The organism is Cytophagaceae bacterium ABcell3 (genome assembly GCA_030913385.1).
Taxonomy (GTDB): domain Bacteria; phylum Bacteroidota; class Bacteroidia; order Cytophagales; family Cytophagaceae; genus ABcell3.
This window is the reverse complement of sequence record CP133159.1, coordinates 2,163,134-2,188,231: the sequence shown is the minus strand read 5'-3', so window position 1 is coordinate 2,188,231 and position 25,098 is coordinate 2,163,134. Positions and strand designations below refer to the sequence as shown.

The following is a 25,098-nucleotide window of genomic DNA, read 5'->3' as shown; positions in this document are numbered from 1 at the left end:
TCTATCGTCAGGTCTAGTATCATTACCCCACAATTAACAACCACCCACCCCAACGTCATTGCGAGGAGGAAACGACGAAGCAATCTCATTACCCCCAAACGTCATTGCGAGGAGGAACGACGAAGCAATCTATCGTCAGGTCTAGTATCATACCCCACTATTAACAACCACCCACCCCAACGTCATTGCGAGGAGGAAACGACGAAGCAATCTATCGTCAGGTCTAATATCAACCCCCCAAACAATCAACCGACACTGCTTACCCACACAGATTGCCGCGGCATTACTTAACCCACCACCTGCTAAAAACTAAAAACTTCCCCCCTTAATCCATCAAAACCTCGCGCCTCGCAATGACGGTTAATAAATAACGAAGAGGAACAACGAAACAAAATAAACGTCAAACCAACAACGAACAACCTAACCGTCACCCCTCAACGTCATTGCGAGGAGGCAACGACGAAGCAATCTAATCGTCAGGTCTAGTATCATACCCCACAATTAACAACCACCTACCCCCACGTCATTGCGAGGAGGTACGACGAAGCAATCTAACCGTCAGGTCTAGTATCATTACCCACAATTAACAAACACCCACCCCTACGTCATTGCGAGGAGGAACGACGAAGCAATCTCATCGTCAGGTCTAGTATCATACCCCACAATCAACAACCACCTACCTCCACGTCATTGCGAGGAGGCAACGACGAAGCAATCTCACCGTCAGGTTTAGTATTACCCCCAAACAATCAACCGACACAGCTTACCCCAAACAGATTGCCGCGGCATTCTTTCATAAGAAACTAAAAGCCTTTAAATTTCAAACCAAGCACTTTATCCACCGCTACCTCTCGCCTCGCAATGACGGTTAAATTCTGGATTCCTGCAAATTAAAATCTTTGACTAGTATAATAAAAACCCACCGTAAACATTATTCATCACATTACCCCAAACGTCATTGCGAGGAGGTGACGACGAAACAATCTAATCGTCAGGTCTAATATTAAACTCCACAAATAAGCACCGAAACGACAAAGACCAAACAGATTGCCGCGGCATTGTTTCATAAGAAACTAAAAGCCCTAAATTTCAAACTAAGCACTTTATCCACCGCTACCTAATGCCTCGCAATGACGGTTAATAAATAACGAAGAAGAACAACGAAACAAAATAAACGTCAAACCAACAACGTCATTGCGAGGAGGAACGACGAAGCAATCTATCGTCAGGTCTAGTATCATACCCCACAATTAACAACCACCTACCCCCACGTCATTGCGAGGAGGTACGACGAAGCAATCTAACCGTCAGGTCTAGTATCATTACCCACAATTAACAAACACCCACCCCTACGTCATTGCGAGGAGGAACGACGAAGCAATCTCATCGTCAGGTCTAGTATCATACCCCACAATCAACAACCACCTACCTCCACGTCATTGCGAGGAGGCAACGACGAAGCAATCTCACCGTCAGGTTTAGTATTACCCCCAAACAATCAACCGACACAGCTTACCCCAAACAGATTGCCGCGGCATTCTTTCATAAGAAACTAAAAGCCTTTAAATTTCAAACCAAGCACTTTATCCACCGCTACCTCTCGCCTCGCAATGACGGTTAAATTCTGGATTCCTGCAAATTAAAATCTTTGACTAGTATAATAAAAACCCACCGTAAACATTATTCATCACATTACCCCAAACGTCATTGCGAGGAGGTGACGACGAAACAATCTAATCGTCAGGTCTAATATTAAACTCCACAAATAAGCACCGAAACGACAAAGACCAAACAGATTGCCGCGGCATTGTTTCATAAGAAACTAAAAGCCCTAAATTTCAAACTAAGCACTTTATCCACCGCTACCTAATGCCTCGCAATGACGGTTAATAAATAACGAAGAAGAACAACGAAACAAAATAAACGTCAAACCAACAACGTCATTGCGAGGAGGAACGACGAAGCAATCTATCGTCAGGTCTAGTATCATACCCCACAATTAACAACCACCTACCCCCACGTCATTGCGAGGAGGTACGACGAAGCAATCTAACCGTCAGGTCTAGTATCATTACCCACAATTAACAAACACCCACCCCTACGTCATTGCGAGGAGGAACGACGAAGCAATCTCATCGTCAGGTCTAGTATCATACCCCACAATCAACAACCACCTACCTCCACGTCATTGCGAGGAGGCAACGACGAAGCAATCTCACCGTCAGGTTTAGTATTACCCCCAAACAATCAACCGACACAGCTTACCCCAAACAGATTGCCGCGGCATTCTTTCATAAGAAACTAAAAGCCTTTAAATTTCAAACCAAGCACTTTATCCACCGCTACCTCTCGCCTCGCAATGACGGTTAAATTCTGGCTTCCTGCAAATTAAAATCTTTGACTAGTATAATAAAAACCCACCGTAAACATTATTCATCACATCATTACCCCCCCCAACGTTATTGCGAGGAGGTACGACGAAGCAATCTAACCGTCAGGTCTAGTATCATTACCCACAATTAACAAACACCCACCCCTACGTCATTGCGAGGAGGAACGACGAAGCAATCTCATCGTCAGGTCTAGTATCATACCCCACAATCAACAACCACCTACCTCCACGTCATTGCGAGGAGGCAACGACGAAGCAATCTCACCGTCAGGTTTAGTATTACCCCCAAACAATCAACCGACACAGCTTACCCCAAACAGATTGCCGCGGCATTCTTTCATAAGAAACTAAAAGCCTTTAAATTTCAAACCAAGCACTTTATCCACCGCTACCTCTCGCCTCGCAATGACGGTTAAATTCTGGCTTCCTGCAAATTAAAATCTTTGACTAGTATAATAAAAACCCACCGTAAACATTATTCATCACATCATTACCCCCCCCAACGTTATTGCGAGGAGGTACGACGAAGCAATCTAACCGTCAGGTCTAGTATCATTACCCACAATTAACAAACACCCACCCCTACGTCATTGCGAGGAGGAACGACGAAGCAATCTCATCGTCAGGTCTAGTATCATACCCCACAATCAACAACCACCTACCTCCACGTCATTGCGAGGAGGCAACGACGAAGCAATCTAATTGTCAGGTCTAATATCATTACCCACAATTAACAACCACCCACCCCCAAACGTCATTGCGAGGAAGAATGACGAAGCAATCTCATCGTCAGGTCTAATATTATTACCTACAATTAATAACCCCCACCCCAACGTCATTGCGAGGAGGCAACGACGAAGCAATCCATCGTCAGGTCTAGTATCCTGCCATTTACCAATCCATAACATCCTCATATAAGTCCTTCCATTCAGGATTAAACTTATCAATTAATTCAACCTTCTTCTTCCTTGACCCACCTTTCAACTGCTTCTCCCTTGCAATAGCCTCTTCTATACTGTGAAAATTTTCATAATAAACAAGTACAGTAAGATTATAACGGGCAGTAAAACTATTTGGATACAGTTTATATCTATGCTCTTGTACTCTCGCAACTAAATCTGCTGTAACACCTATATACAGCGTAGTACGGCTTTTATTCGTCAGAATATAAACAGAACCACCTTTTTCCATGCTAAAAAAATATTAATAACACCCCCAACCGTCATTGAGAAGGGATGCGAAGAAGCAATCTCTTTACCCTCCACGTCACTGCGAAGAGATGCGAAGAAGCAATCTAATCGTCAGGTCTAGTATCAAACCCCCAAACAATCAACCAACACAGCTTACCTCAAACAGATTGCCGCGGCATTATTTCATAAGAAACTAAAAGCCCAAAATTTCAAACCAAGCACTTTATCCTACGCTATCTTACGCCTCGCAATGACGGTTAATATTAACGAAGACCCACAACGAAACATAATAAACGTCAAACCAACAACGAACAATCTCATTACCCTCCACGTCATTGCGAGGAGGAAACGACGAAGCAATCTCATCGTCAGGTCTAATATCAACCCCCCAAACAATCAACCAACACAGCTTACCACAAACAGATTGCCGCGGCATTGTTCCATAAGCAACTAAAGGCTATAAATCACAAACCAAGTACTTTATCCACCGCTACCTAATGCCTCGCAATGACGGTTAAATTCTGGCTTCCTGCAAGTTAAAATATTTGACTAGTATAATAAAAACCCACCGTAAACATTATTCACATCATCACCCCCAACGTCATTGCGAGGAGGTGACGACGAAGCAATCTCACCGTCAGGTCTAGTATCATTACCCCACACCCCACAATCGCATCATCACATCATCATATCATCGTACAACCTTCTCCTTAATCTTACAATAAATCTGCGTAAAATACGCCATCTTCATAATAGCAAACGCCAGACCACGTGCCCCATCTTTAAATCCCCCCATCAAAAAGAAACTACCAAAGAAATATGCAGGGCCAATAAAAGGACTATTCATCAAACGGTATTTCACACGTTGTTTCCAAGTCCAGCCAGACTTGTTTACCGCACTTTTTATGAAACGAAACGCCTCCCAGTCTGAATAATCATTATGCTTTGCAATATAATGTGAAATATCCCTGAAGTCCCTATGGTCAATCTTGCTCTTAATCGTCCCGACTTCTCCATTCAATACCGGGTGCTCGTGAATCTCCATATCCAACCTGCTCCAGTTATCCTCTTCTATCTTTTCATATTCACCAGCTCCGACCTTAAACAAAGCCAGTTTGCGCAAAGGATATCCTCCCTTCAGTTCCTTACCAAGAAAGTAAATAGTATAACTCAGCCAGAATCCAACTTTATGTTTCTCAGACAAAGCTGTTTTTAATTCTTGCTTAAAACTGTCTGTTAAATATTCGTCAGCATCCAAAAACAAAACCCACGTGGTATCAGGTGTGTGGTTTCTCAAATACCAATTCCGTTTTTTAGGAAACTTTCCATTCCATTTGAAATCAACTACCTCTACCCCATACGTACAGGCAATCTGACAAGTTTTGTCTGTGCTGCCAGAATCGATGACTACAATTTTTTTTACAAAATCTTTCCCAATGGACGCTAGACAACCCGGCAAAAGTTTTTCTTCATTTTTTACAGGTATGGCAATGGTAAGGTCAAGCATCTACAGCAGGTTTGTTATCTTTTAGTATATATTCTCTTTCCTTCAAAGGCTTACAGGCAAACCCTGCACAAACCATCCATTCTGGCATGTCTTTGGTCACCACCGACCTGGCACCTACCACACATCCTTCTCCGACCGTAACCCCAGGATGGACAAAAGCCTCTGCGGCTATCCAAGCATGAGCGCCAATATGAATGGGTTTCGTTACCAAAGGAAACCCTGGCTGGTTATAATCATGGGTACCAGCACACAAATGCGCCCCCTGAGATATGACAGCATAAGCGCCGATACTGATTTTGCCCTGGGAATACAATGTTGTATCACTGGCAATACCGCAATGATCCCCTAATTCCAAATTCCATGGCGCCCAAATGTTTACACCAGGGTACACATGCACCCCCTTCCCCACCTTCGCCCCGAACAAGCTAAGCAAAAAAGCCCGCCAAGCATGTAAAGGCCTTGGGGAAAAGCGAAAAAACAAGATATAGACAATTCCCCATACCACACGCATCAAACGGTTTTTCAAAGAGAATGATGGCCCCGTATGGGTATTTTGATTATGCATTAGTAACTAATTCTTTACACCTTTTAAATACGGTAAAACAAGCACGAAATTATAAAATTGCTTGAAAAGATCTGTAGATTTGTTAATTTATATTTCATACTATTCATCAACCACGCTCTTACAAAGATGAAGCACTAACAAAGGTCATTGCCAGGAGGGACGGCAAAGGCAATCTCACCGTCAGGTCTAATATCATTACCCACAATTAACAACCTCACCCCCAACGTCATTGCGAGGAGGAACGACGAAGCAATCTAATCGTCAGGTCTAACATAAATACCCCCATTAACCAACCGTCACGGCACCTAACAAACAGATTGCCGCGGCATTACTTTAACGCACCAACTGCTATAATCTATCACTTCACCCCTTACCTTATAACCATCTCGTGCCTCGCAATGACGTACGTTGTTAAAGCCGTCACTGCGCAGCCCCCCACCGTCATTGCGAGGAGGAACGACGAAGCAATCTAATCATCAGGTCTAACACAATATCCCCATTAATCAACCGTCACTGCCTTAACAAACAGATTGCCGCGGCATTACTTTAGCGCACCAACTGCTATAATTACCACCTTCACCGCTTACCTTATAACCATCTCGTGCCTCGCAATGACGTACGTTGTTAAAGCCGTCACTGCGCAGTCCCCCACCGTCATTGCGAGGAGGAACGACGAAGCAATCTAATCGTCAGGTCTAACATAAATATCTCCAATAACCAACCGTCACTGAACCTAACAAACAACTTAAATAACATCACCAATCACCTCCACCATCCTCTGCGCCGCAGGCCCTATCGAAAACTTCCCCTCAAAAACCTTCCGCGCATTTAAACCCATATCCTTTTTACCCTCCGCTTCCATTTCAAACCACGCCATCAACAAACGTTCCGTACCCTCCAAAGTATCCGGCGCTACCATACCACCGCCACCCTCTTTGATCTCCCGCCAAATATTCACCTGGTCCGAAATAAGCACCGGCTTGCCACAGGCCAGGGCCTCCGCCACGGCAATGCCAAAATTCTCCTGGTGACTGGGCAAAACAAAGGCCTCACAGCCATAAAATGCGCCCCATTTCGCATCACCACTCAACATCCCAGGAAAAAGTATGTCAGGATCCCCAGCAGCAACTTTTTCTAACTGCCCCCCATATTCCGTATCCATGCCTGGGCCGGCAACAACCAGCTTTGGAATTGGCAAATCCGGATGCTGAGCTTTAGTATTTAAATAAGCCTGGATTAGAAAATCCACACCTTTTTTCTCATGCACTCTACTGAGGAATAGTATATATGAAGCCCCATTTAATCCTGGACAAATATTTTGAAAAGCTTTTATTTGCGCTTCGGATTTTCCCGGTGGCGCAGGGACGCCATAACCGATATTTAATTCCCTTTTAGGTCGATAAGGCTTAAAAGGCTTCCTGGCCAGGAGCAGTTCCTGTTCGCAGGTAAACAAAACCCCATCAGCACCATTGACGACTTCACTTTCTATAAACTTCCAATACAGTACATTTCTAAGCGCCTTTAGCTTCCGGCCTTCTGCTTTTTGAAAATATGGATCCAGCATGCCGTGAGGCATAACAAAAAACCTGGGGAGCTTATTGGGCGACTTTTTTCTTAAAATTTTCAAGGCTTTTAGAACTGCAAAGCCATGAAACAGCCAGAGCCCATGAACAATAACCGCATCATACTGAGCAAGATTGTTTACCAGCCAAGGGACAAATTCTTTAGTGTACCTCCAGGGATTTTCCGCAGGCCCTAGGGTCTGGATGGGAAAATTATCCTTACCCAAATAAGAGGCAGAAGGACCATCAAGACAAAGCACTTCGTTATGAACTCCCAACTTCTCCTGTTCAGGAATGGAATTTCTGATGCCCTGGCAAGGCCCTCCGCTGACAGGATCCATACTGGCTATAACCCGAAGTAGTTTCATTCAGAATTAACTTCTATTAGTTTTAAATCTTGATTTAACCATCCGAAAATAAGACCCTTTAATTTTATACAACCTTTTTAACTTTTGATAAGAAAGTGTATGCCATGACTTATACCCTTTCTTACTAGTCTGATCCAAAAAAGACTTAAACCACTGATAATTAGGATGCAAAAATTCACTACCCATCTCCCATGGTTTAGGACTACCCAAAAAATGATATACACCCGGAGCAGCCTCAGTTTCTAGCGCTTTACCCAATGGATAACAATGAATATTATAATGAGATGAAATAATTTTAACCTCATTATTGATTACAGCATTAAGCAAGGTCTGGTCTGCTGTATGTAAATCATTTGGATACTCCGACGCCAGTTTAAGGCAACGTTCTGTAACACTCCTCTTTTTCCACTCATTGATATTAATAAGCACAACACCTGTATTAAAATAAACAGACTCACCCGACAAACCTAAACTTAAAAGGAAGTTCTTTTCTTTGTTCCAGCAACTATTAACTTTTGTTCCATGAACAACTCCGGCTACTGAGTTTTCTAAATCTTCCTCAAATAAAGTAGACAAGTCAGTTTTCACCACCATATCCGCATCTATACAGAGAACCTTATCGGATTCTACATAGTGAGGAACATTTATTATTAAATAAGGCATCTTATTCCCATGAAGGCCTATTCCATTTCCAGTTTCAATCTGATCGGCGTCAAAAACATTAAACTTGTACCTGTCACAAAATGGCTTTAGAGACGTATGTAAAGAGTTAATATGAAGAGAGGTATAATCCTTAAGAAAAAGATTGAAAATCACAAAAGCATTTTGGTTAATGTACTTCAAACAGGAATATAATGCCACATGAAGACCTATTTCCATATTCAAGTCTGCACATACGGCAATATTAACATGACGTATTTTATCTAAATTCATTACCAGATATTTTTATTTGTACCTAATCAGGATTACCTTATAAATTTCTTCTATTTTACTTAATGCCTCCTCACTGTCAAAACGTCTAGAATTTTTGATCCCCCTTTGGATTAACTTTTCTCTTTCATCTAAAGGTAAAGCAATTACAGAATTAAGCACATTAGCAGCATTACGAGTTTTGGCACTGTTTTCTACAGTTTTCTTAATAAAAAAAGCAGCCTCACCCGTCACTTCGGTCATAGGTGCCTCTCCAGTAGTAATTACAGGACAACCACAGGCCATAGCCTCTGCAATGGGCCAGCCAAAACCTTCTGCCAATGATGGGAAAAGAAAAACACTTGCCCCAGCATACGCACTGTTGATCAGTGCATCACTTATTCCGGACAGGAAGTGAATATCCCTTTTGAAAGCGGAACCTTCTCTTATTTGCCTCAACTTCTCTGTAGGTTCAGCACCTATGAGCAAAAGTGGTATTTCTCCTCCAAAATTATTTCTCCAACAGTCGTAAATCTGTATTACACCAGCCCGATGCTTATACCACTGATTACCGCCTACATGCAAAATATACCCCTTGCTTAAATCCTTAGCTATCGCTTTTCCAAAAGCTTCACGGGCTTCATCACTATTTTGAGGATAAAAATTTCTGTTCAAGCCATTATACACCACTTCTGACACATAGACTTTGCTCTTCAGAAACCGGTGCAGATCTTCCTGGGTCTTTTCCGAAACGGAAATAAAATTCTTGCCTTTTGAATAGCCCTTACGTATAAATTTCTGATAGAGACGCCCTGTAAAACTTGTAGGATTCTCAGGAATTTCTCCAAGGGCAGAACGCTGTGCCAGAAAGTCGTGGCAGTGAATTACATGAGGTCGGTTACTTACAAGTGGCACCCAAGGCCCCTGGGCATGATCTGTAAATACAAAAAGTGTATCTACAGGCAGTTTCTTTACCTGTTTTTTTACCCATTCAGGAAAAATAACATATTGATCTATATAGCCAAGCCACTTTTTAAATATCTTAGGAAAGGGAAGCTTATAAAATTTCGGCTCCGGCGCCCAGACCTCTACTTTATGTCCCTTTGCCCGCATCCCTTCCAACAACATGGCTGCAAAACGTGGCATGCTTTGGGATGTCATAAATGAAGGATGAGCAAAAAAAATAATATTCAAGGCTATTTATTGCTTTTCTTTTGTGGTTCATTGAAAGATGCCAATATTAATCCTCCTATTAAGGTACTAAAGCCCAAAACTGTAGGTTTTGCCCATTGGCTTTGAGGTATTACTAAAAGGCCAAAACTTAAGAGCATCCATGGTAAAGTATCACCTTTTAGCATTTTAACAAAGCCTTTATTAGCTACATTAAAACTAAAGGACAAGCGAAGGATAATAAGCAAAATACCCAATATAGGTCCCATTTCTCCTATAAGACGCCCCCACTCTCCTTCAGAAATTAAAAACTTCCTTTCACCTGACAACAACATACTACCCACATTTGTCCCCATGCCCATACCATGCCCCCAAAAAGGAGTATCGGCAGAACCAAATAAAGCTTTAATCATCCCGCCAAAATAACGGTCAAGTAAAACCCCCTCCATGCCACCCTCAATTCTATTTGCTGAATCAAAACGGTGACTAAAAACTTCAATACCTATTTGAAAAATAGGGGTACTAGCCAACACCAATAGTAATATAAAACCAACAAAAGCAAATTTTAGTAGTTTTGCAAAAGTTTTATGGTTACCCAAAACTGTTAATGACGCAAAAATAAGGCTCACTCCAGTATGAAACAACAAAGAACGGCTTATAGCAAGCGGAATAGCTATCATTAAGGAAAGAGACGCTAAACATAGTACTGGCAAATTACATTCCTTTTGATTTAACCAAAAATATCCTACAAAGCATGCAACAAAAGCAAAAAACAAGGTATTCCCATCTGTAAAAGAAAAAGTACCGGAAGGGCGGTAATACCCTAACGCTCCAGGAAACCCAGCTCCGGCTTCATCCCCTCCTACACCAAGGTTCACCCAAGCATTCTGAGGGCTGGTAAACTGTAAAGCAATTAAGATAGCCATCGGAATAGCCATAAACAAAACCACGTTTCCCACTTTCTGAACATCACTTCGTGTAAAAACTGTGCCTATAATAAACATAACAGGAAAATGGATTAAAAAAATACGCGCTCCATATAAAGCAACTCCAACACTTCCATGCCCAAATAATAAAGCAGTATAAAAACCAATTAAGGTTATAAAAAATGCTGACAATAAATAAGGGTTTAAAACTAAAATTTTACGATGAATACTTATCCCTATCAATACTAACGCAACAGGATCCCTTACAATCAACAATGGATTAGCCAAGCCTGGTAGAAACCATTTTCGAAGCGCACCCTCCAAAATCAATAGGAAAAAATATAACCAGACACCTCGTTTTAACAACTTAATAGTAGCACACTCATCGACCATTTGTTGTTGCATGTCATCTGATATAAGAGCCGTTGTTTGAAGTCTAGTACTCATTAAGTTTCTCCAGTATAAGGGGTTTAAGTAAGTCAGCTATTTGCCTCTGCCCTTGACAATTTGGGTGTATCTGATCCCTGTAATACTGTTCATTCCAAAAAGATAAAGCCTCTAAAACTTGAATATTATTACTATGAGCAAAAGACACAATCTCATTGCCTTGTTGGTTATAAGCTCCATTCTTAACTTCTTTCCTTTCAGGATGGAGATATATCGTAAATGGAATATTCAAGCTATCTGTTAAGCGTTTAAGGTCTCCAAAACCAGTATTAAAACTCTTGCCCTCCTTGTTGATCATTGTTTGTCCTTGACCAGCATTATTTCGATTTTTTTTAACATATCTACTCCAGACATATCGGCTAAAAAATTCTGAAACCGCACTCATAGGCTGTTCGGTGGGATAAGAAGCATGAACCCCAACAATATTTTTAAATTCCATATTATCATGAGCATCATGAGAGGAAGCGACTAAAACAACCATATCTGCATTAAAAACACCGTGTTTTTCCAAATATGCATAACAGTTATCAGGCCCCCATGAACCTGCTGAAATATTTAATACCCTTACTTCTCTTTGAGACTCTTGCGACAATTCCTTTTCAAGAATAGTAGTAGCCAAACTATCATGATCTGTTAATACACCACCATTAATAACTGAATCACCAATAAGAAGAATTACCGTAGTATCAGAGGGTTCTATCTTCAAACTTCTCATTCCATATTCATTAACCAAAACCTTGTTGCCAAACCTAACAAGATCCTGATTAGGTGCCGCAATATACTCATATTCTTTACTATCGGTAAAAAGCAATGTCTTACCAAGTCCATACTGGGCTCTTAGCAACACTTCAAGACCTACAGCAAGGAGGCTAACAACTGTTAAAAGTAATATATATATGTTATACTTTTTGAACATCAATTACTACAGATGTAAAAATTTTTAAAATTAATTATTTACTTGAACGTGTTTAACTGTCTGATAATTGCTTCCGACAGCTCTATACCATAAACTTTCCACGGCCGCTTTCTGGCTGTTTCCATAGCTGCCTGTCCAGTTTTCGCGACAAGTCCAGGATTATGCAAAATATTCTCAATACTTTCTAGCAAGGCTGCAGTAGATCCGGCCCTTATCAACCACCCATCTTTCCCATGGGTAATCAAATCTGGCCCCGCCGTACGATCTGTGGTAATGACGGGTGTGCCCTGGGACATGGCTTCGGTAATGACCAGGCCAAAACCTTCGAAAAGCGAAGGAAATAACAAAACATCATGGTTTCGCATGAGTGTTAAAACCTCCTGGTGCGGCAAGGAAGGGATATAGGTATGTTTGGCCAATGCTTTTCTCAAAGGGATACAATCCATGTTCCCCTGGCCCACCACCGTCAAGGTGACCGCATCCCCCAAGGACTCCGCTACGGAAAACACATCGGCGATGCCTTTACGCTGCGATAAGCCTCCAACAAAGAGAAGCTTTAAGGGGCCTTTGTCCCTTAAAGGGGTATAAGTTCTGTCCTTGGCGACAGGAGGAAAGCCATAAGGGATAATGTCAATGGGTGCAAGTGTCCCAGGAAAATCCTCTAAGGTTTTGGCCGTAAAACTGCTGGCCACAAAAATTTTATCGGCGAGACGCAATTCACCCTCTTTCCTAGCAAGTTTTTCCTCTGAGTCCCTAAACCCTCCTAAGGTGGAGGCCCAATCCGGCCAGCGTTCCTTTTCGGCTTCCAGCATTTTACGCATGGCCCGCCAATACCCTATAGGAAGATCATACAAACATTGTATACTCTTGGTTTTGGCTGCTTGAAAGGATGCCAAAGCACCGTCTTCATAAGCATAAATCCCAGCTATCGGGCTTTGAGTTGTTTTATCTATTTTCTTTGCCACCCGCGCATCAAAATTCTGGTAAACGGCATCGACACTAAAAACACCCCGCTCATGTTCAACCAGCCCCTTCATTCCTAGTTTATTAGCCATCATCCTGCCAATTTCAACCCATGGCCACATACGGATAAAAGGTTTTAAACTTTCATCATATTTTCGACGGTGTATTTCTTTAAGGGGTTTTATATGACCAAGAGTATAGAGAACACTGCCTGGCACAGCGGCTATGCAGGTATAGAAGTCCGACAGCATATCTGCATCCTTCAACCCATTTACGGCGTTTCTGACATTGGCATTTCCTGTGGGATGGGATAAAGCTATCATTTTATGTTTTCTATATTTATGATAAAGTCAACACTTGTTTCCATTGCTTAACTAAAGCATCTGAGGAAAAATGAAGATCATACATATTCACCTGCGATTGCTTGTTCATCTTTCCAGCACGAATATCATTTGCAAAGTCAACAACATATTCCTTAAGTTCTTGATAATCGGCTGTAGCATCAACAACCCTTGTTGCCATAGGGTCAAATGCTATATCAGAAATACCACCTTTATTGGTAGCAAGCCAGGGAAGCCCGGCACTCATAGCCTCCAACAGACAAATAGGGAGGCCTTCAGGGTGAACCGACAACAACAGAAAAGCATCTATTGAGGACACGACAGTTTGCAGGCCTTCCAAACCGTAAAAACTTCCATGGTAACCGACGGATGGGTAATTTAGAAAATATGATGGAGGGTATGCAGGACCAGCCCCCCAAATATGGAACTCAGTATTTTCCAACTCTGGTTCTAAACTTAACTGGCACAAAGTAGAAATACCTTTCTCAGGAATTAATCTTCCATAATAACCAAAACGAACTATATTTGAGGATTTTGTTACTAAAGGTTTTTCTACTATTACTTTTCTTGAAAAGCAGGTAACTACTTTAACATTCCGTGCAAGAGCAAGTGTTATATCAGTAGCATTAATTTTAGAACAAGCAACTACTGTATCGGCACGTAACAATGACCTTTTATAACTTGATGACCAAGTATTCTGATCAGCTTCATCTCCTGATGTATGGTGGTGATGAACCCAAACACTCCTTCTAATCATAGAGGCAATTAATTCAATACTACTACCTTGCCCATTAGTGTATAAAGCATTGTACTTATTAAAGAAAAGTCTTAAGCCAAGTAAAAAAAGCCAGGCAATTCTTAAATGTGACTTCCCAATTTTACAAACATATACCTTTCGACATCTTTTTCTCAGAAAACTTTCTGTTTCTAAGGACATACATGAATTTAACACTACAAGATCGATGGATGAACCAGCTTTAGAAAAATGCAAACAAAACTCGTTCAGGTGGCTCTCTATACCTCCTGTTTCCATAATCTGAGTGGTAAACACTAAAACTTTTGACACTTAATAATATTTATGTTTAAAAACAGATAATGCATCCTAATTATTAAAAACTCTATTAATTTTAGAGTTGGCAATGCCAAACATCTGTAAAAAAAGAACACCTTTTCTGAATAAAAAAGCTAAAACCCTGCTTTTTAAATTAATAAAAGCATAAGAAAAGCTATCAGGTTTAGCCAAAGGATTATACCCAACTTCAATTGCTTTAGAAACAAAATCAGAAAGAAATTTTTTCCTTCTATTTAAAACATCCTGATTTACTACCGGAACCTCTAAAGAGTCCATCTTTTTAACGTCTTCATAAGAAATTATTTCTATAAATTGAGAAAGAGGCTCCAACCTTTCCTCTAAAGGGTTAGGGTGAATAAATAATACCTTAACTCCCATACCAAGACAAGGTAAGGCACAATGAATTTTGGTAGTAATCAACAGTTCAGCATTACAGTATTTGGTAAGTAGTGATTCCATATGCTGTTCACTTTTTTGCGCATACTCTTCTATAGTGCCTGATATATCAGGCGGATTGTGTGAAATACTAGTTAATGGTTTACCTGCAAGCCTTTCAAGCTTTATCCTAACATCCTCAGGAATAGGATGATCAACATTGTCCACAAGTAAAACATCCCCAGTGGTAGGTATCACTGAAGTCCGAGGCACACAAGTTGTAGTTAAGCAACCTGAATAATAAGCAGGAATACCCCAACCTAAAAAAAGCTTTAAAGTCTTTTTATCCCGGCATCCTATGGGACTATGTTTTTTAAAATGTGCGCGCACTTCAGTACTTAAAAGAAGAGCAGAGTTAGCAATATGCACAGAGGCATAAACTGGAGAAACATTCTCTGGAGGAGGGAACTTGTCAAAGGAATGCATATACCACCCATTAGCAATTAGTAACAGCTTACCTTTATCATTAAGATCAGCCAAAGCCTCACGATCAGCCACACGTGCATTACCAGGGAGAAATCTTTTAGCTACCATTCCTTGTAGAACATCACCAATATTGTTTCTTAAATGCCCTTCTATTTGATAATAATAATTCATAACACTGATTAATGGGAAGTCCCAGTGGTTAAAGAAACTTCATGTAAAAAATCTAAAAATTTTTGACTAAACTTATTGACACCAGCCATAGGTTTATTTTTTTGTGGCAATGAAGTAATAAGATCATTATAAAATAAGATCTGACTTCTAAAAGAATTACAAAGAGCACTATTATTAGGCCGCTTACCTCTAAGAATTACAGGTAGGCCATGTTCAAGCATAGCAGTAGTTGTACCACTCTTAGTAAACAAAATAGCGTCAGCTCTTGAAATTCCAATATCCGACTTCAACAGAGCCCTTGAAATATCTGATGGTGATAGTTCGCCCATATCTGTTATACACCCTTTACCAACAATTTCTTCAACGACTTCTAAAGATTGATATTTATAAGTCCCGCCCCTTCCTATTACAATGAGGTGAAACTTTTTACCTTGTACTTCAGAAATATGATTTATAAATTTAATTTGACTTTCAAAACCTTTGATATCATTTGAAAAAGTACCAAAATAAACTGCTGTAATTAGATTATTATCACAAAAACTTTTATTACTTTCACTTATAGGTATATTTCCAAAAAGAGGAAGAATTTTAACCCCCTCACATCTAAGTTTCCTTTTATAAATTTCTGTAGTAGTGGTTATTAATTTAGGAGAAGTATTTTTAACTAGTTGAAAAATAGCTTTTTTCTGCAAATAAGCTATAAGCAATTCCTTAAAAGAAATTTTTCCATGTATACCTAACCAAAGTTCATGAAACATAATGTGCCACTTTTGACTACCCCGAACTTTAGTTAGCTCTTTTATAAAGGAAAAAGGCAATCCCCTTCTTTGAAAAGAGTAAGGAACAAATTGAATACTTACCCACGAAGGTTTATATTCATCAATATATTGTTTAGCTATTTTAAATTTATCACTATATTTCAAATTAGAAGATAACCTGACCACATTCAATTTGACATTATTGATATCTTGGACATCGTACAGTATACCTTCAACATTTTTATCATTTATAGAAAGGATGCTTATACCAATCCCATTATCAACAAGTTCTCCTGCCAGCCTTCTTGTATAATCCCCCACCCCATCTTTTCCTGGTTCTAAAGAACCGCATATGAATATAATTTTCATATAAATATCACAAAGTAGTCAATTCAACATTAAATAAAAAAGTCAAAACACCTTATTAAAGTTGGCTAAAGGTATAAATTCTACTCAATATTTAATTTAGACAAGGCTTTCTACTTAATTTATCATTAAATATTTCAACACCCATTTTATAAATCTCCTGATCTAAGCTATGGTTTTCTTCTAGAACTTGCACAACTGACTTATCGAAACTTACAGGCTTACTACTAGTGCTTTTTTCTCTTTGGGTAGGCGCAAACGACCAACCGAAATAAGTCTCAAATAAATTTATGGAATCTTGATAATATTCTTGAATTCCCAAAAGCTGGTATTTCTCTAAATTCTTTTTGGCAACATCAAGCATTTGATCCTTATTAGTTAGCCAAAACCCATGTCTTAATCCTGCTAAATATCGAGTTTGCAAATTATCTTTTAGAGGAAAAAAATAAAATGAAGATTTTTTAGTTTTAGAAAACAAGTCAACTAACGGCGTGCTGTCATAAAACTTCCATTCAGGGTGTTCATAGTTATTACTCTTAGTTTGTTTAACCCAATAATAGTGTGATATTGCTCTTTGAATGGGTTCTCGTAAAAATGTAAAATATTTAGGACTACCTGGAAAAAAATGATGTCCTCCATAAGGGAAGTGTCCCATAAAAACATCGATTTTCTTTTTATCTTTTAACAGTAAATTTTTAAACCCTTGATACTTATATAAATTAATTTTATCAAAATTATTATATAGAATAGAATTTATAAATGATGTTCCTGCAGTCTTAGGTATATGAGTAAAAATAAAGATATTTTTCATTATTAAGTTAGTTTTTAAATATTTTATAAAGTTGAAAAAAAGTAATTATAACTATTATAAATAGAATTTTTTTTTGACATAAAATAGTGTTTGACACCCTAAAGTTTTAAGTAGCCGAACATTCTATGTTTTAATAAGACAACATACTCCTTAACTTTAAAGATAAAATAGCTTATGTAAGGGTTGAATATAATTGAAACCCCTTCTCTACTTACATAAGAAAACTCACTATCTGTACGTATTAAACCCTTATCAACTTTTTCATAAAACATGTTTGAATATTTAAAATTTCTAACACAAATTGCTTTATAGGACTGTATTAAATAATGTTTATGTAGTGCTAATCTACGTGACTTACTCAACAAAAGATTTTTACTATACATTTCATCTACCTTCTCTAGCATTACAAATGTGTTCTGAACTAATTGTTTTTTCCCTTGATTACTAATTCTAAACGCACTAGAATGAACCCTAATCTTGCAAACATCTTCATCCACATAGAGAAATTTAAACTGGTTCAATATAATGCAGAACCAAAGAAATTTTTCCTGCCCAGACTTTAAATCAATTTCCCACCTAATAGTATTGAACACCTCGGCTCTTAATAAAACAGCACTAGTATTTGGGTGATTATCCAAAATCCCAACAAAACGATCACTTGTATTAATGTTTGGTTTTTTTACTTTAAAAGGTTTATTCAAAAAATCATTTTGATAATAATATTCATTACCACATACACCATCAAAATCACCAATATTATTAACAAGCGTTTCTATAGCACCTTCAAATAAAGCATCATCAGAATCTAAAAAATGGACAAAATCACCTTTTGCCAACTCTATCCCCTTGTTCCTTGCAGCAGGGGCACCGTTTTTAGACTCAAATGCAGTAGTAACTTTACTTGGATATCTTAACTGCAGTTCTTTTATTTTATATTTTGTATTATCTTTAGAATTATTATCTACGCATATAATTTCAATATTATCATAAGATTGTTTAATGCATGACAAAACAGCTTCTTCTATAAAGGCTTCACAATTGTAACAAGGAATAATAATTGAAACTAAGTCTTTATCTTTAGACATAAGGAAAAATTTAACATTGCAAAAACGTATAAAAATAATAATATATTGCTAGTCTCACAAAAATAAACATAATAATGGATAAAAAAACTATAGAAATTACTGGAACAAATTTTCATAACAAAGGAGCGGAGCTTATGCTTCAATCTGTTGTTAAAACTTTTCAGCCATTACATGACCAAGTTCGGTTAGCTGTTCATGGATACCAAGGCTCCTATGAACAAAAAGCAGATCTCAAACTTTACAGTAAAGCTGTCTATAAACGCTTTAGGAATAATTGGCTTAATATTTTAAATTTAGTACCGGAAAATTTTTTACTAAAGCAAGGGTTAACAACTGATAAATTAATATCTGCTTATTTAGATGCCTCCGGTTTTGCCTATACGGATCAATTTCCCGAATCTTTCACTAAAAACTTTGCATTAAAATACCAAAAAGAAAAAAAAGCCGGAAAGAAAGTTATCCTTTTACCTCAGGCCTTTGGCCCTTTTACAAAACAGGAAACGAAAAAACACCTTAAAATACTAGTCGATTCATCTGATTTAGTATTTGCAAGAGATATAGTATCTTATAACAACATCATAGAACTTACTGGGGAACAAAGCAAAGTCAAAATAGCACCCGATTTTACAAATCTAACAGAAGGGTTACTTCCTGAAAACTTCAATATACAGACAAAAAGCATATGCATCGTACCCAACCAAAGAATGTTGGACAAAACAAGTAAAGAAGAAAGTAAGAATTATATTAAATTTATTTCAACTTGTATAGAGTTGACCATTTCCAAAGGGTACAATCCATTCTTTCTAGTTCATGAAACTAGTACCGACCTTGCTTTAGCAGAAAAAATCAAGAATGCTGTAAAGTTAGAAGTTGAAATTGTCAAAGAAAGTAATCCTATACATATAAAAGGAATTATACAAAATTGTGATGCCGTAATTGGTTCAAGGTTTCATGGTTTAGTTGCCGCCTTATCCCAAGGAGTACCTGCAATAGCTTCTGGATGGAGTCATAAATACAACATGCTCTTTAAAGATTACGACTGTGAAGAACTTATTCTAACGCCATCTTCGTCTGAACAAAACATTAAAGAAAAAATTGATTTAATAACAGATAAAGACCATCGAGAAATGTTGATCAAAAAATTAAAACAAAAGTCAAACGAACAAAAAGAATTGACAAGAAAAATGTGGCAAGATGTATTTAATGTTCTTGGTGTTGTTTAAAACATCAGGGATATTAAGTTTTTAACCACATAAAATAGGCTACAGGCAGCTCCGAGCAAAAGCACTTTCTTAAAAATTATAGAAAGTGCTTTCAATTTTAATAAATTTAATATTAAATAATTATTAATCAAATAACCAATTAAATTACCTGTACAATATCCAGCAACAACTAAAACAGGATCGTTCATGTATACACCTACAGCTAAACCAGTAGTTCTTAAAACAACTAAGACAATGCTTATATAAAGAGTATGCTGTTCTTTTCCATAAAGCCTTCTAACGGAAATAATGGAAGTAGAAGAAAGCTTAAACAAGGATACAACGGCCATAAGCTGAACAAAAACTCCTGCATATTCCCAGTTCGTACTAAAAACAAATGAAAACAACCAATCGGCATTCACAATTAAAAAACTTATTGGAAGCAATCCTAAATAAAAAATTCTATTATGAAGCTTTAGGGTAAGACCAGCCAATTGGTCAGGGTTAGAATGATAAACCTCGGCTCCTTTCTGTAAAAAAACAGATGAAAATGATCTTGCCAATAAACTCATAGGCATAGATAGCATAGCCCCCCCAAATCCATAAGCACCGGTAAAAGCAGTAGAGAAATACGCTCCTAAAACAAAAAGTGGCAACTGTTCGGAAAATAGGTTGATATAATTACCAGGCAAAACATACTTTGGGTACGAACTGTATTCAAAGAAAGTGCTTTTTATCTTTTTTAAAGAAAAAGACCTAAAAAGTCGCTTAAAACGATTAGATGTAAAAAGGGAAAATCGTGCAATAAAAAATGTGGTACGGGAAAAAATATCACTAAATATTAATCCAAATGAATTACCAGCTAAAAAATACCCAAAAAAAACAGAAATTGCTTTTGCATTTAAGCTACTAAATACTTCTACTCCTGCATTAAGCTTAAACAATTTTTTTCTAAGACAGTACGCTTTAACAATCTCATTGGTAATGACCAATAACACTACAAAAGGGATTACAAAATACCATCCTCCCAAAGCTTCCAGACCAAAAGTCTTTGTAATTAAAGCTTTGAAGCTATATAAAGAAAAACCAATCAAGAGGATATAAATCAGTCCAAGTAAAATTGTCAGTTGAAAAAGTGGCCGAAACTGTTTAGTGTTTTTAGGCAAAACAAAAGCTTGGGTGTATCTTAATGTACCCAGCATACTAAGGTTCAGGACAATTGCAGAGAAAAGAGAAAAGACTCCATAAGCATCAGGCGCATACAATCTTGTAATAACAGGGCTTAGCAATAAACTAAGTAGTGCTGTAAAAAAACCTCCTGAAAATGTGAATGTCACATTTTGTGCAAAAGAGCCTTTTTTTAAAATTGGGGCAAGCGCATTTTTAAACTTGGTTCTTAACAATAACATGTTAGTATTTATAGATATATCTTTTTCCCAACCTTCACCTTAAAACGCTATGATGTTCCCTCTAAAATTGTTTTAAAAGAAGCATAACAGGGAGAATTAGCTATTATTAGACAAGCAAAAAATTTATCATTTCCACTTCACTTGCGCTCTAAACTTCATAAAATAAAGGTTTATACTTGTGTTTTATTCCGGCGAAAGAGCTTTTTCAATCGTAACTTTTTCTTTTCTTCGGATGCATCATATCCATAGTTCGTATAATACCCATAGGAATACCCATACCCATATCGGGCATCCCGCTCACATAAATCGTTGATGATGATGCTGACATTGTCCAGCTTGCCTTCCGCATGGAGGGTATCGACCTTTTCCAGCATTTTCTTGGCGGTATATTTATGGCGGACAATGTATAGGTTCACATCCGAATACCGCATCAGTAGAAGGGCATCCGCCACGAGTCCCACGGGGGGCGTGTCAATGATGATGTGGTCATAAGATTTTTTCAAAGCTTCTATCAGCCCCTCCATCCTCGGCACCTGGAGCAGGTCCCCAGGGTTGGGCGGCACAGGGCCGGAACAGATAATGTCCAGGCAATCCACCCCGGTAGGGTGTATAATTTCCTCCAAGGCTGCCTTTCCGGCCAAAAAGGTGCTCAGCCCGATATCGTTGGAAAGCTTGAAATCCTGGTGTATTCTAGGCTTCCTCAGGTCCCCCCCGATCAGCACCGTCTTCTTTCCGGAAATGGCAAAGACCGAGGCCAGGTTCATGGAGGTAAAGGTTTTGCCCTCCCCGGAAATGGTAGAAGTAATGGCTATGACCTTTTGGCCCTTGCCCAGGTACTGCATGTTCACCCGTATGGACCGGAAGGCTTCCGCAATGGCAGACTTGGGCTGCTCATGCACCACCAATTGGCTGTCCTTGCGGCTGTGGCCCACGGTGCCCAGCACGGGAATTTCCGTATTGTTTTCTATATCTTCCCGGCTCTGTATCTTATCGTTCAGGAAATCCCGCAGGAAAATGCCTATAATGGGAAGGAGAAAGGCCAGACTGAAAAAGGCGATCTTAATGGAATCCTCCTTGGGGGCAATCTTAAAGGAATTGAGGAGGCTGGCCTTTTCCAGGATTTTATGGTCTATTTGGGTAGAGGCCTTGGTAATGCCTGCCTCCGCCTTGCGCTCCAGGAGAAAATTGTAGAGGTGGTCGTTGAGGTTAAACCTACGCTGAATGTCCAAGAGCATGCGCTCCGTCTTGGGCAAGCTGTTCACAGTCCTCTCTATGCTGGTAATCCGGGTATTCAAATCTTTCAGGGTGACCCTGGTGCCATTGATCACGTTTTTGATGCTTTCCTCCAAGGACTTCATGGTATAGTCAATCTTACGGTCCAGGGCCCTCAGATAGGGGTTTTTTTCCGTGGAGGTTTCTTCCAGCTGCGTCCTTTCTGCTTTATATTGTATCAGCTCCCCGATGAGCTTGTTCAGCACCGGATCGGCAATGCCTATGGCCGAGGGCACCACCACCTCCCGCATGTCCTTGTTGCTGCGCACATAGTCCTGTATGTAATCATAGTACTTCAGCTCCAGGAGCACATTGGATTTTTCATTTTCAAAACGCTCCAGCTTGGCATAGGCCTCCTCGGCGGTAGCCCCCAGGTTCATGACCCTATGGCTGGCCCGGAAATCCTCCATTTCCCCTTCGGCGTTTTTCAGGGCTGCAGATACCTGGGTAATCTGGTCGTCTATAAAACTGATGGTACTGCTTGCTATTTGCACCTTTTCATCGTAACCGCTCTGCAGGTAGACCTCCGCCACCTTGTTCACAAAATCGATCTCCTTTTTCAGGGCCGGGCCACTGACCGCAAGGTTGATGATGGAAGACTCCTTACTGGCCGGCCCCACCTGTAGGCGGTTTTTGTATTGGTGGGCCAAGCGGTTGCGGTCATTGATGTAAAAATAGTTCTTACCGTCGCCCTGTTGGTAATAGGGGTTTTTCAAGTACACCGTAAAAGAGGTATTTTCCAGGGATACCGGCTCTCCAAAGGTGCACTTCTTTTTAAGGGTAAAGGGCTCCAGGCGTCCCTCGCTTTGTTGGGTTTCCAGGTTGTGGAGGCTGGCCCCATTGGGGGCTTCCGCCTCCAGGACAAAAGTATTGGCCGAAAGAATGGTAATGTAAAAAGGTACTTGGATGATCTGTGGGCTGCCGCTGTCCGGCACCACCCGGAAAGGGGCGTCCTTGTAGAGCTCATTGGTCAAGATCTTGCCCTCATGGTAATAAGAAATATCAAAATCCAGTTCGGACATGACCCGGTACATCATGTCAAAGGACCGTATGATGCCTATTTCATTGTGCAGGTTTTTTTGGTCCCCGAACATGTCCAGACCGCCCAGTCCCCGCATATTTTTGCCATCGTCCTTGATCAGCAATTTGGAATTGACCTGGTAAACATTTTCCTGATAGCGCAGGTACAGTTCACAAAGCCCATAGGAGATGGCCAGGGAAATCACGAACACATACCAGCGGCTGGCAAAGCGCATGCCCAATTGCTTATAGTCAATGGTTCCTTCCTGTATGTTGTTGCTATGCTTTTTCACCTTATCCTTTTAAAATGTTTGTATCACAAGTCTGGCCACAATTGCTAGTCCAGAAAGAATACCAACCACTCTGGCCACTGCAGAGATATTTTCCCGTTTAGACTTCTGCTTCAGGGGCTCTACATAAAGAACATCATTGGGCTGCAGGTAGAAGTAGGGCGAGGCAATAAGCGCACGGTCGGTCAGGTCCAGGTTCACAATCCTAGTCCTGCTACCCTCCTTACGCACCAGGCGCACATTCTGCCGATCCCCAAGCTCCATGACATCCCCGGCATCAGCAATGGCCTCCAAGATGGTATATTCATTGGCCTCCACCGGATACAGTCCGGGTCTACGCACCTCCCCAAGGATGGTTACTTTAAAGTTTACCAGTTTCACAATGACATTAGGACCCGTCACATACTCCCCAATCTCGTCCCGCAGTTTTTTTTGTATGTTCTGCACGCTCATGCCCGCCACATGAAGGCTGTCCAGCACCGGCACATGGATATAGCCGTTGTTGTCAATGGTATAGCCTGTATAAAAGAAAGCCGTGGAGCTATTGCGTTCGGCCGTTACGTTGAAGAAATCCGTCAGTTGGCTGTTGTAACTGCTGACACTGATATACAATACATCGCCAGGCTGAACCCTATATTCAAACTTTTGCCGTTCTAAGGTATCCCTAGGAGGTTCACCGTCCTGTAAGTAGACGATGTTTCTGTGCGGGACACAGGAGTAAATCAAAATCCCTAACAATAAATAAGGGAAAACTTTTCTTAGCATTTGGAATGGTGTATTTGCTACAGTTTAAAACGACAATTTATGCAATTTTAACGGAAGGGAACAAAGGAAATTTTAATATGTGGAAAAAAATTCCATATTTTTTTAAACAAACTCACTCTAAGACAGTTTAGATACATTTTCATATTCAAATAGTTATATTTGGGAATGGAGGGGTGGTGCTCTAATCGTCAGGTAAGGTATTTTACTGTCTGAACCGGGATTCGCAGGATGGAAGGATAGATAGGGTTACAATTCACCCCTCGCCGTCATTGCGAGGAGGCAACGACGAAGCAATCTCATCGTCAGGTTGTTTTAATACTTACGCTGTCAGGAACAAAGGACGCTGACAGGTAGAGTCTACTTGGGTATTTAATACGCACTCATAAACAATCAACCAACACAGCTTACCGCAAACAGATTGCCGCGGCATTGTTTCATAAGAAACTAAAGACTTAAAATTCAATCCAAAGAACTTTTTCAATCATTACCTCATGCCTCGCATGACGGTTAAATTCTGGCTTTCTGCTAATTATAATTTCAAGATATAACAAAATTTCCAAGCTATCCCTGCTCACTGTAGCCTGTAAAGGCAAATAACGAATCAATCGAACACAACCATCCTACCATACCCAAACAGACCCCGCAACAGGTGCGGGGAGGCAGCTATAGTGTTTGTTTTTGAGTCTTAAACACCACCCCAAAAAATAACAACCAAAACCTGCGATAACCTCCAAACTGGTAAGAGCCGAAAAGTAGACAA

General features: G+C 39.8%; 18 protein-coding genes. 1 reads left to right on the top strand and 17 read right to left on the bottom strand.

Annotated elements, in window-relative coordinates; translation table 11 throughout:
• Nucleotides 1-3,283: 3,283 nt before the first annotated feature.
• The 14 genes from RCC89_08875 to RCC89_08810 form a co-directional block, all read right to left on the bottom strand.
• Complete coding sequence (locus RCC89_08875; GenBank protein ID WMJ73274.1) at nucleotides 3,284-3,583, bottom strand: GIY-YIG nuclease family protein; 300 nt, start codon at nucleotides 3,581-3,583, stop codon at nucleotides 3,284-3,286.
• A gap of 690 nt (nucleotides 3,584-4,273) precedes the next feature.
• A complete protein-coding gene (locus RCC89_08870; GenBank protein ID WMJ73273.1) occupies nucleotides 4,274-5,089 on the bottom strand; it encodes a glycosyltransferase family 2 protein in 816 nt (271 codons plus the stop codon).
• Entirely contained in the window at nucleotides 5,082-5,654 is a 573-nt protein-coding gene (locus tag RCC89_08865; GenBank protein ID WMJ73272.1) for a putative colanic acid biosynthesis acetyltransferase, read from the bottom strand. The genes RCC89_08870 and RCC89_08865 overlap by 8 nt, the downstream gene beginning before the upstream one ends.
• Before the next feature lie 745 nt (nucleotides 5,655-6,399).
• Nucleotides 6,400-7,584: a glycosyltransferase gene (locus RCC89_08860; protein ID WMJ73271.1), complete on the bottom strand. Its 1,185-nt coding sequence runs from the start codon at nucleotides 7,582-7,584 to the stop codon at nucleotides 6,400-6,402.
• Nucleotides 7,585-7,590: 6 nt separating this feature from the next.
• A complete protein-coding gene (locus RCC89_08855; GenBank protein ID WMJ73270.1) occupies nucleotides 7,591-8,517 on the bottom strand; it encodes a glycosyltransferase in 927 nt (308 codons plus the stop codon).
• Nucleotides 8,518-8,529: 12 nt separating this feature from the next.
• On the bottom strand, nucleotides 8,530-9,639 hold the full coding sequence (locus RCC89_08850; protein WMJ73269.1) for a glycosyltransferase family 1 protein: 1,110 nt from the start codon (nucleotides 9,637-9,639) through the stop codon (nucleotides 8,530-8,532).
• A gap of 50 nt (nucleotides 9,640-9,689) precedes the next feature.
• Complete coding sequence (locus tag RCC89_08845) at nucleotides 9,690-11,036, bottom strand: hypothetical protein (protein ID WMJ73268.1); 1,347 nt, start codon at nucleotides 11,034-11,036, stop codon at nucleotides 9,690-9,692.
• Nucleotides 11,026-11,955, bottom strand: a complete 930-nt coding sequence (locus tag RCC89_08840; GenBank protein WMJ73267.1) for a hypothetical protein — start codon at nucleotides 11,953-11,955, stop codon at nucleotides 11,026-11,028. The genes RCC89_08845 and RCC89_08840 overlap by 11 nt, the downstream gene beginning before the upstream one ends.
• Before the next feature lie 35 nt (nucleotides 11,956-11,990).
• Nucleotides 11,991-13,238 carry a glycosyltransferase family 4 protein gene (locus tag RCC89_08835; GenBank protein ID WMJ73266.1) on the bottom strand — a complete coding sequence of 416 codons (1,248 nt, stop codon included), beginning with the start codon at nucleotides 13,236-13,238 and terminating at the stop codon, nucleotides 11,991-11,993.
• Between the two features lie 16 nt (nucleotides 13,239-13,254).
• Nucleotides 13,255-14,322 (bottom strand): glycosyltransferase family 4 protein, encoded by a 1,068-nt coding sequence (locus RCC89_08830; protein ID WMJ73265.1) that lies wholly within the window; start codon nucleotides 14,320-14,322, stop codon nucleotides 13,255-13,257.
• Between the two features lie 36 nt (nucleotides 14,323-14,358).
• Nucleotides 14,359-15,360, bottom strand: a complete 1,002-nt coding sequence (locus RCC89_08825) for a polysaccharide pyruvyl transferase family protein (GenBank protein WMJ73264.1) — start codon at nucleotides 15,358-15,360, stop codon at nucleotides 14,359-14,361.
• 8 nt (nucleotides 15,361-15,368) lie between these two features.
• Nucleotides 15,369-16,487: a glycosyltransferase gene (locus tag RCC89_08820; protein ID WMJ73263.1), complete on the bottom strand. Its 1,119-nt coding sequence runs from the start codon at nucleotides 16,485-16,487 to the stop codon at nucleotides 15,369-15,371.
• A 91-nt stretch (nucleotides 16,488-16,578) separates the two neighbouring features.
• Nucleotides 16,579-17,295, bottom strand: a complete 717-nt coding sequence (locus RCC89_08815) for a sulfotransferase family 2 domain-containing protein (protein WMJ73262.1) — start codon at nucleotides 17,293-17,295, stop codon at nucleotides 16,579-16,581.
• Between the two features lie 98 nt (nucleotides 17,296-17,393).
• Nucleotides 17,394-18,380 (bottom strand): glycosyltransferase, encoded by a 987-nt coding sequence (locus RCC89_08810; GenBank protein ID WMJ73261.1) that lies wholly within the window; start codon nucleotides 18,378-18,380, stop codon nucleotides 17,394-17,396.
• Between the two features lie 74 nt (nucleotides 18,381-18,454).
• Here RCC89_08810 and RCC89_08805 point away from each other — a divergent pair, with 74 nt between their 5' ends.
• Complete coding sequence (locus RCC89_08805) at nucleotides 18,455-19,603, top strand: polysaccharide pyruvyl transferase family protein (GenBank protein WMJ73260.1); 1,149 nt, start codon at nucleotides 18,455-18,457, stop codon at nucleotides 19,601-19,603.
• Here RCC89_08805 and RCC89_08800 read toward each other — a convergent pair.
• The 3 genes from RCC89_08800 to RCC89_08790 form a co-directional block, all read right to left on the bottom strand.
• Entirely contained in the window at nucleotides 19,600-20,919 is a 1,320-nt protein-coding gene (locus RCC89_08800; protein WMJ73259.1) for an oligosaccharide flippase family protein, read from the bottom strand. The two genes, RCC89_08805 and RCC89_08800, sit on opposite strands and share 4 nt — an antisense overlap.
• A gap of 242 nt (nucleotides 20,920-21,161) precedes the next feature.
• Nucleotides 21,162-23,576 (bottom strand): polysaccharide biosynthesis tyrosine autokinase, encoded by a 2,415-nt coding sequence (locus RCC89_08795; protein ID WMJ73258.1) that lies wholly within the window; start codon nucleotides 23,574-23,576, stop codon nucleotides 21,162-21,164.
• Nucleotides 23,577-23,585: 9 nt separating this feature from the next.
• Nucleotides 23,586-24,338: a polysaccharide biosynthesis/export family protein gene (locus RCC89_08790; protein ID WMJ73257.1), complete on the bottom strand. Its 753-nt coding sequence runs from the start codon at nucleotides 24,336-24,338 to the stop codon at nucleotides 23,586-23,588.
• Nucleotides 24,339-25,098 lie beyond the last annotated feature (760 nt).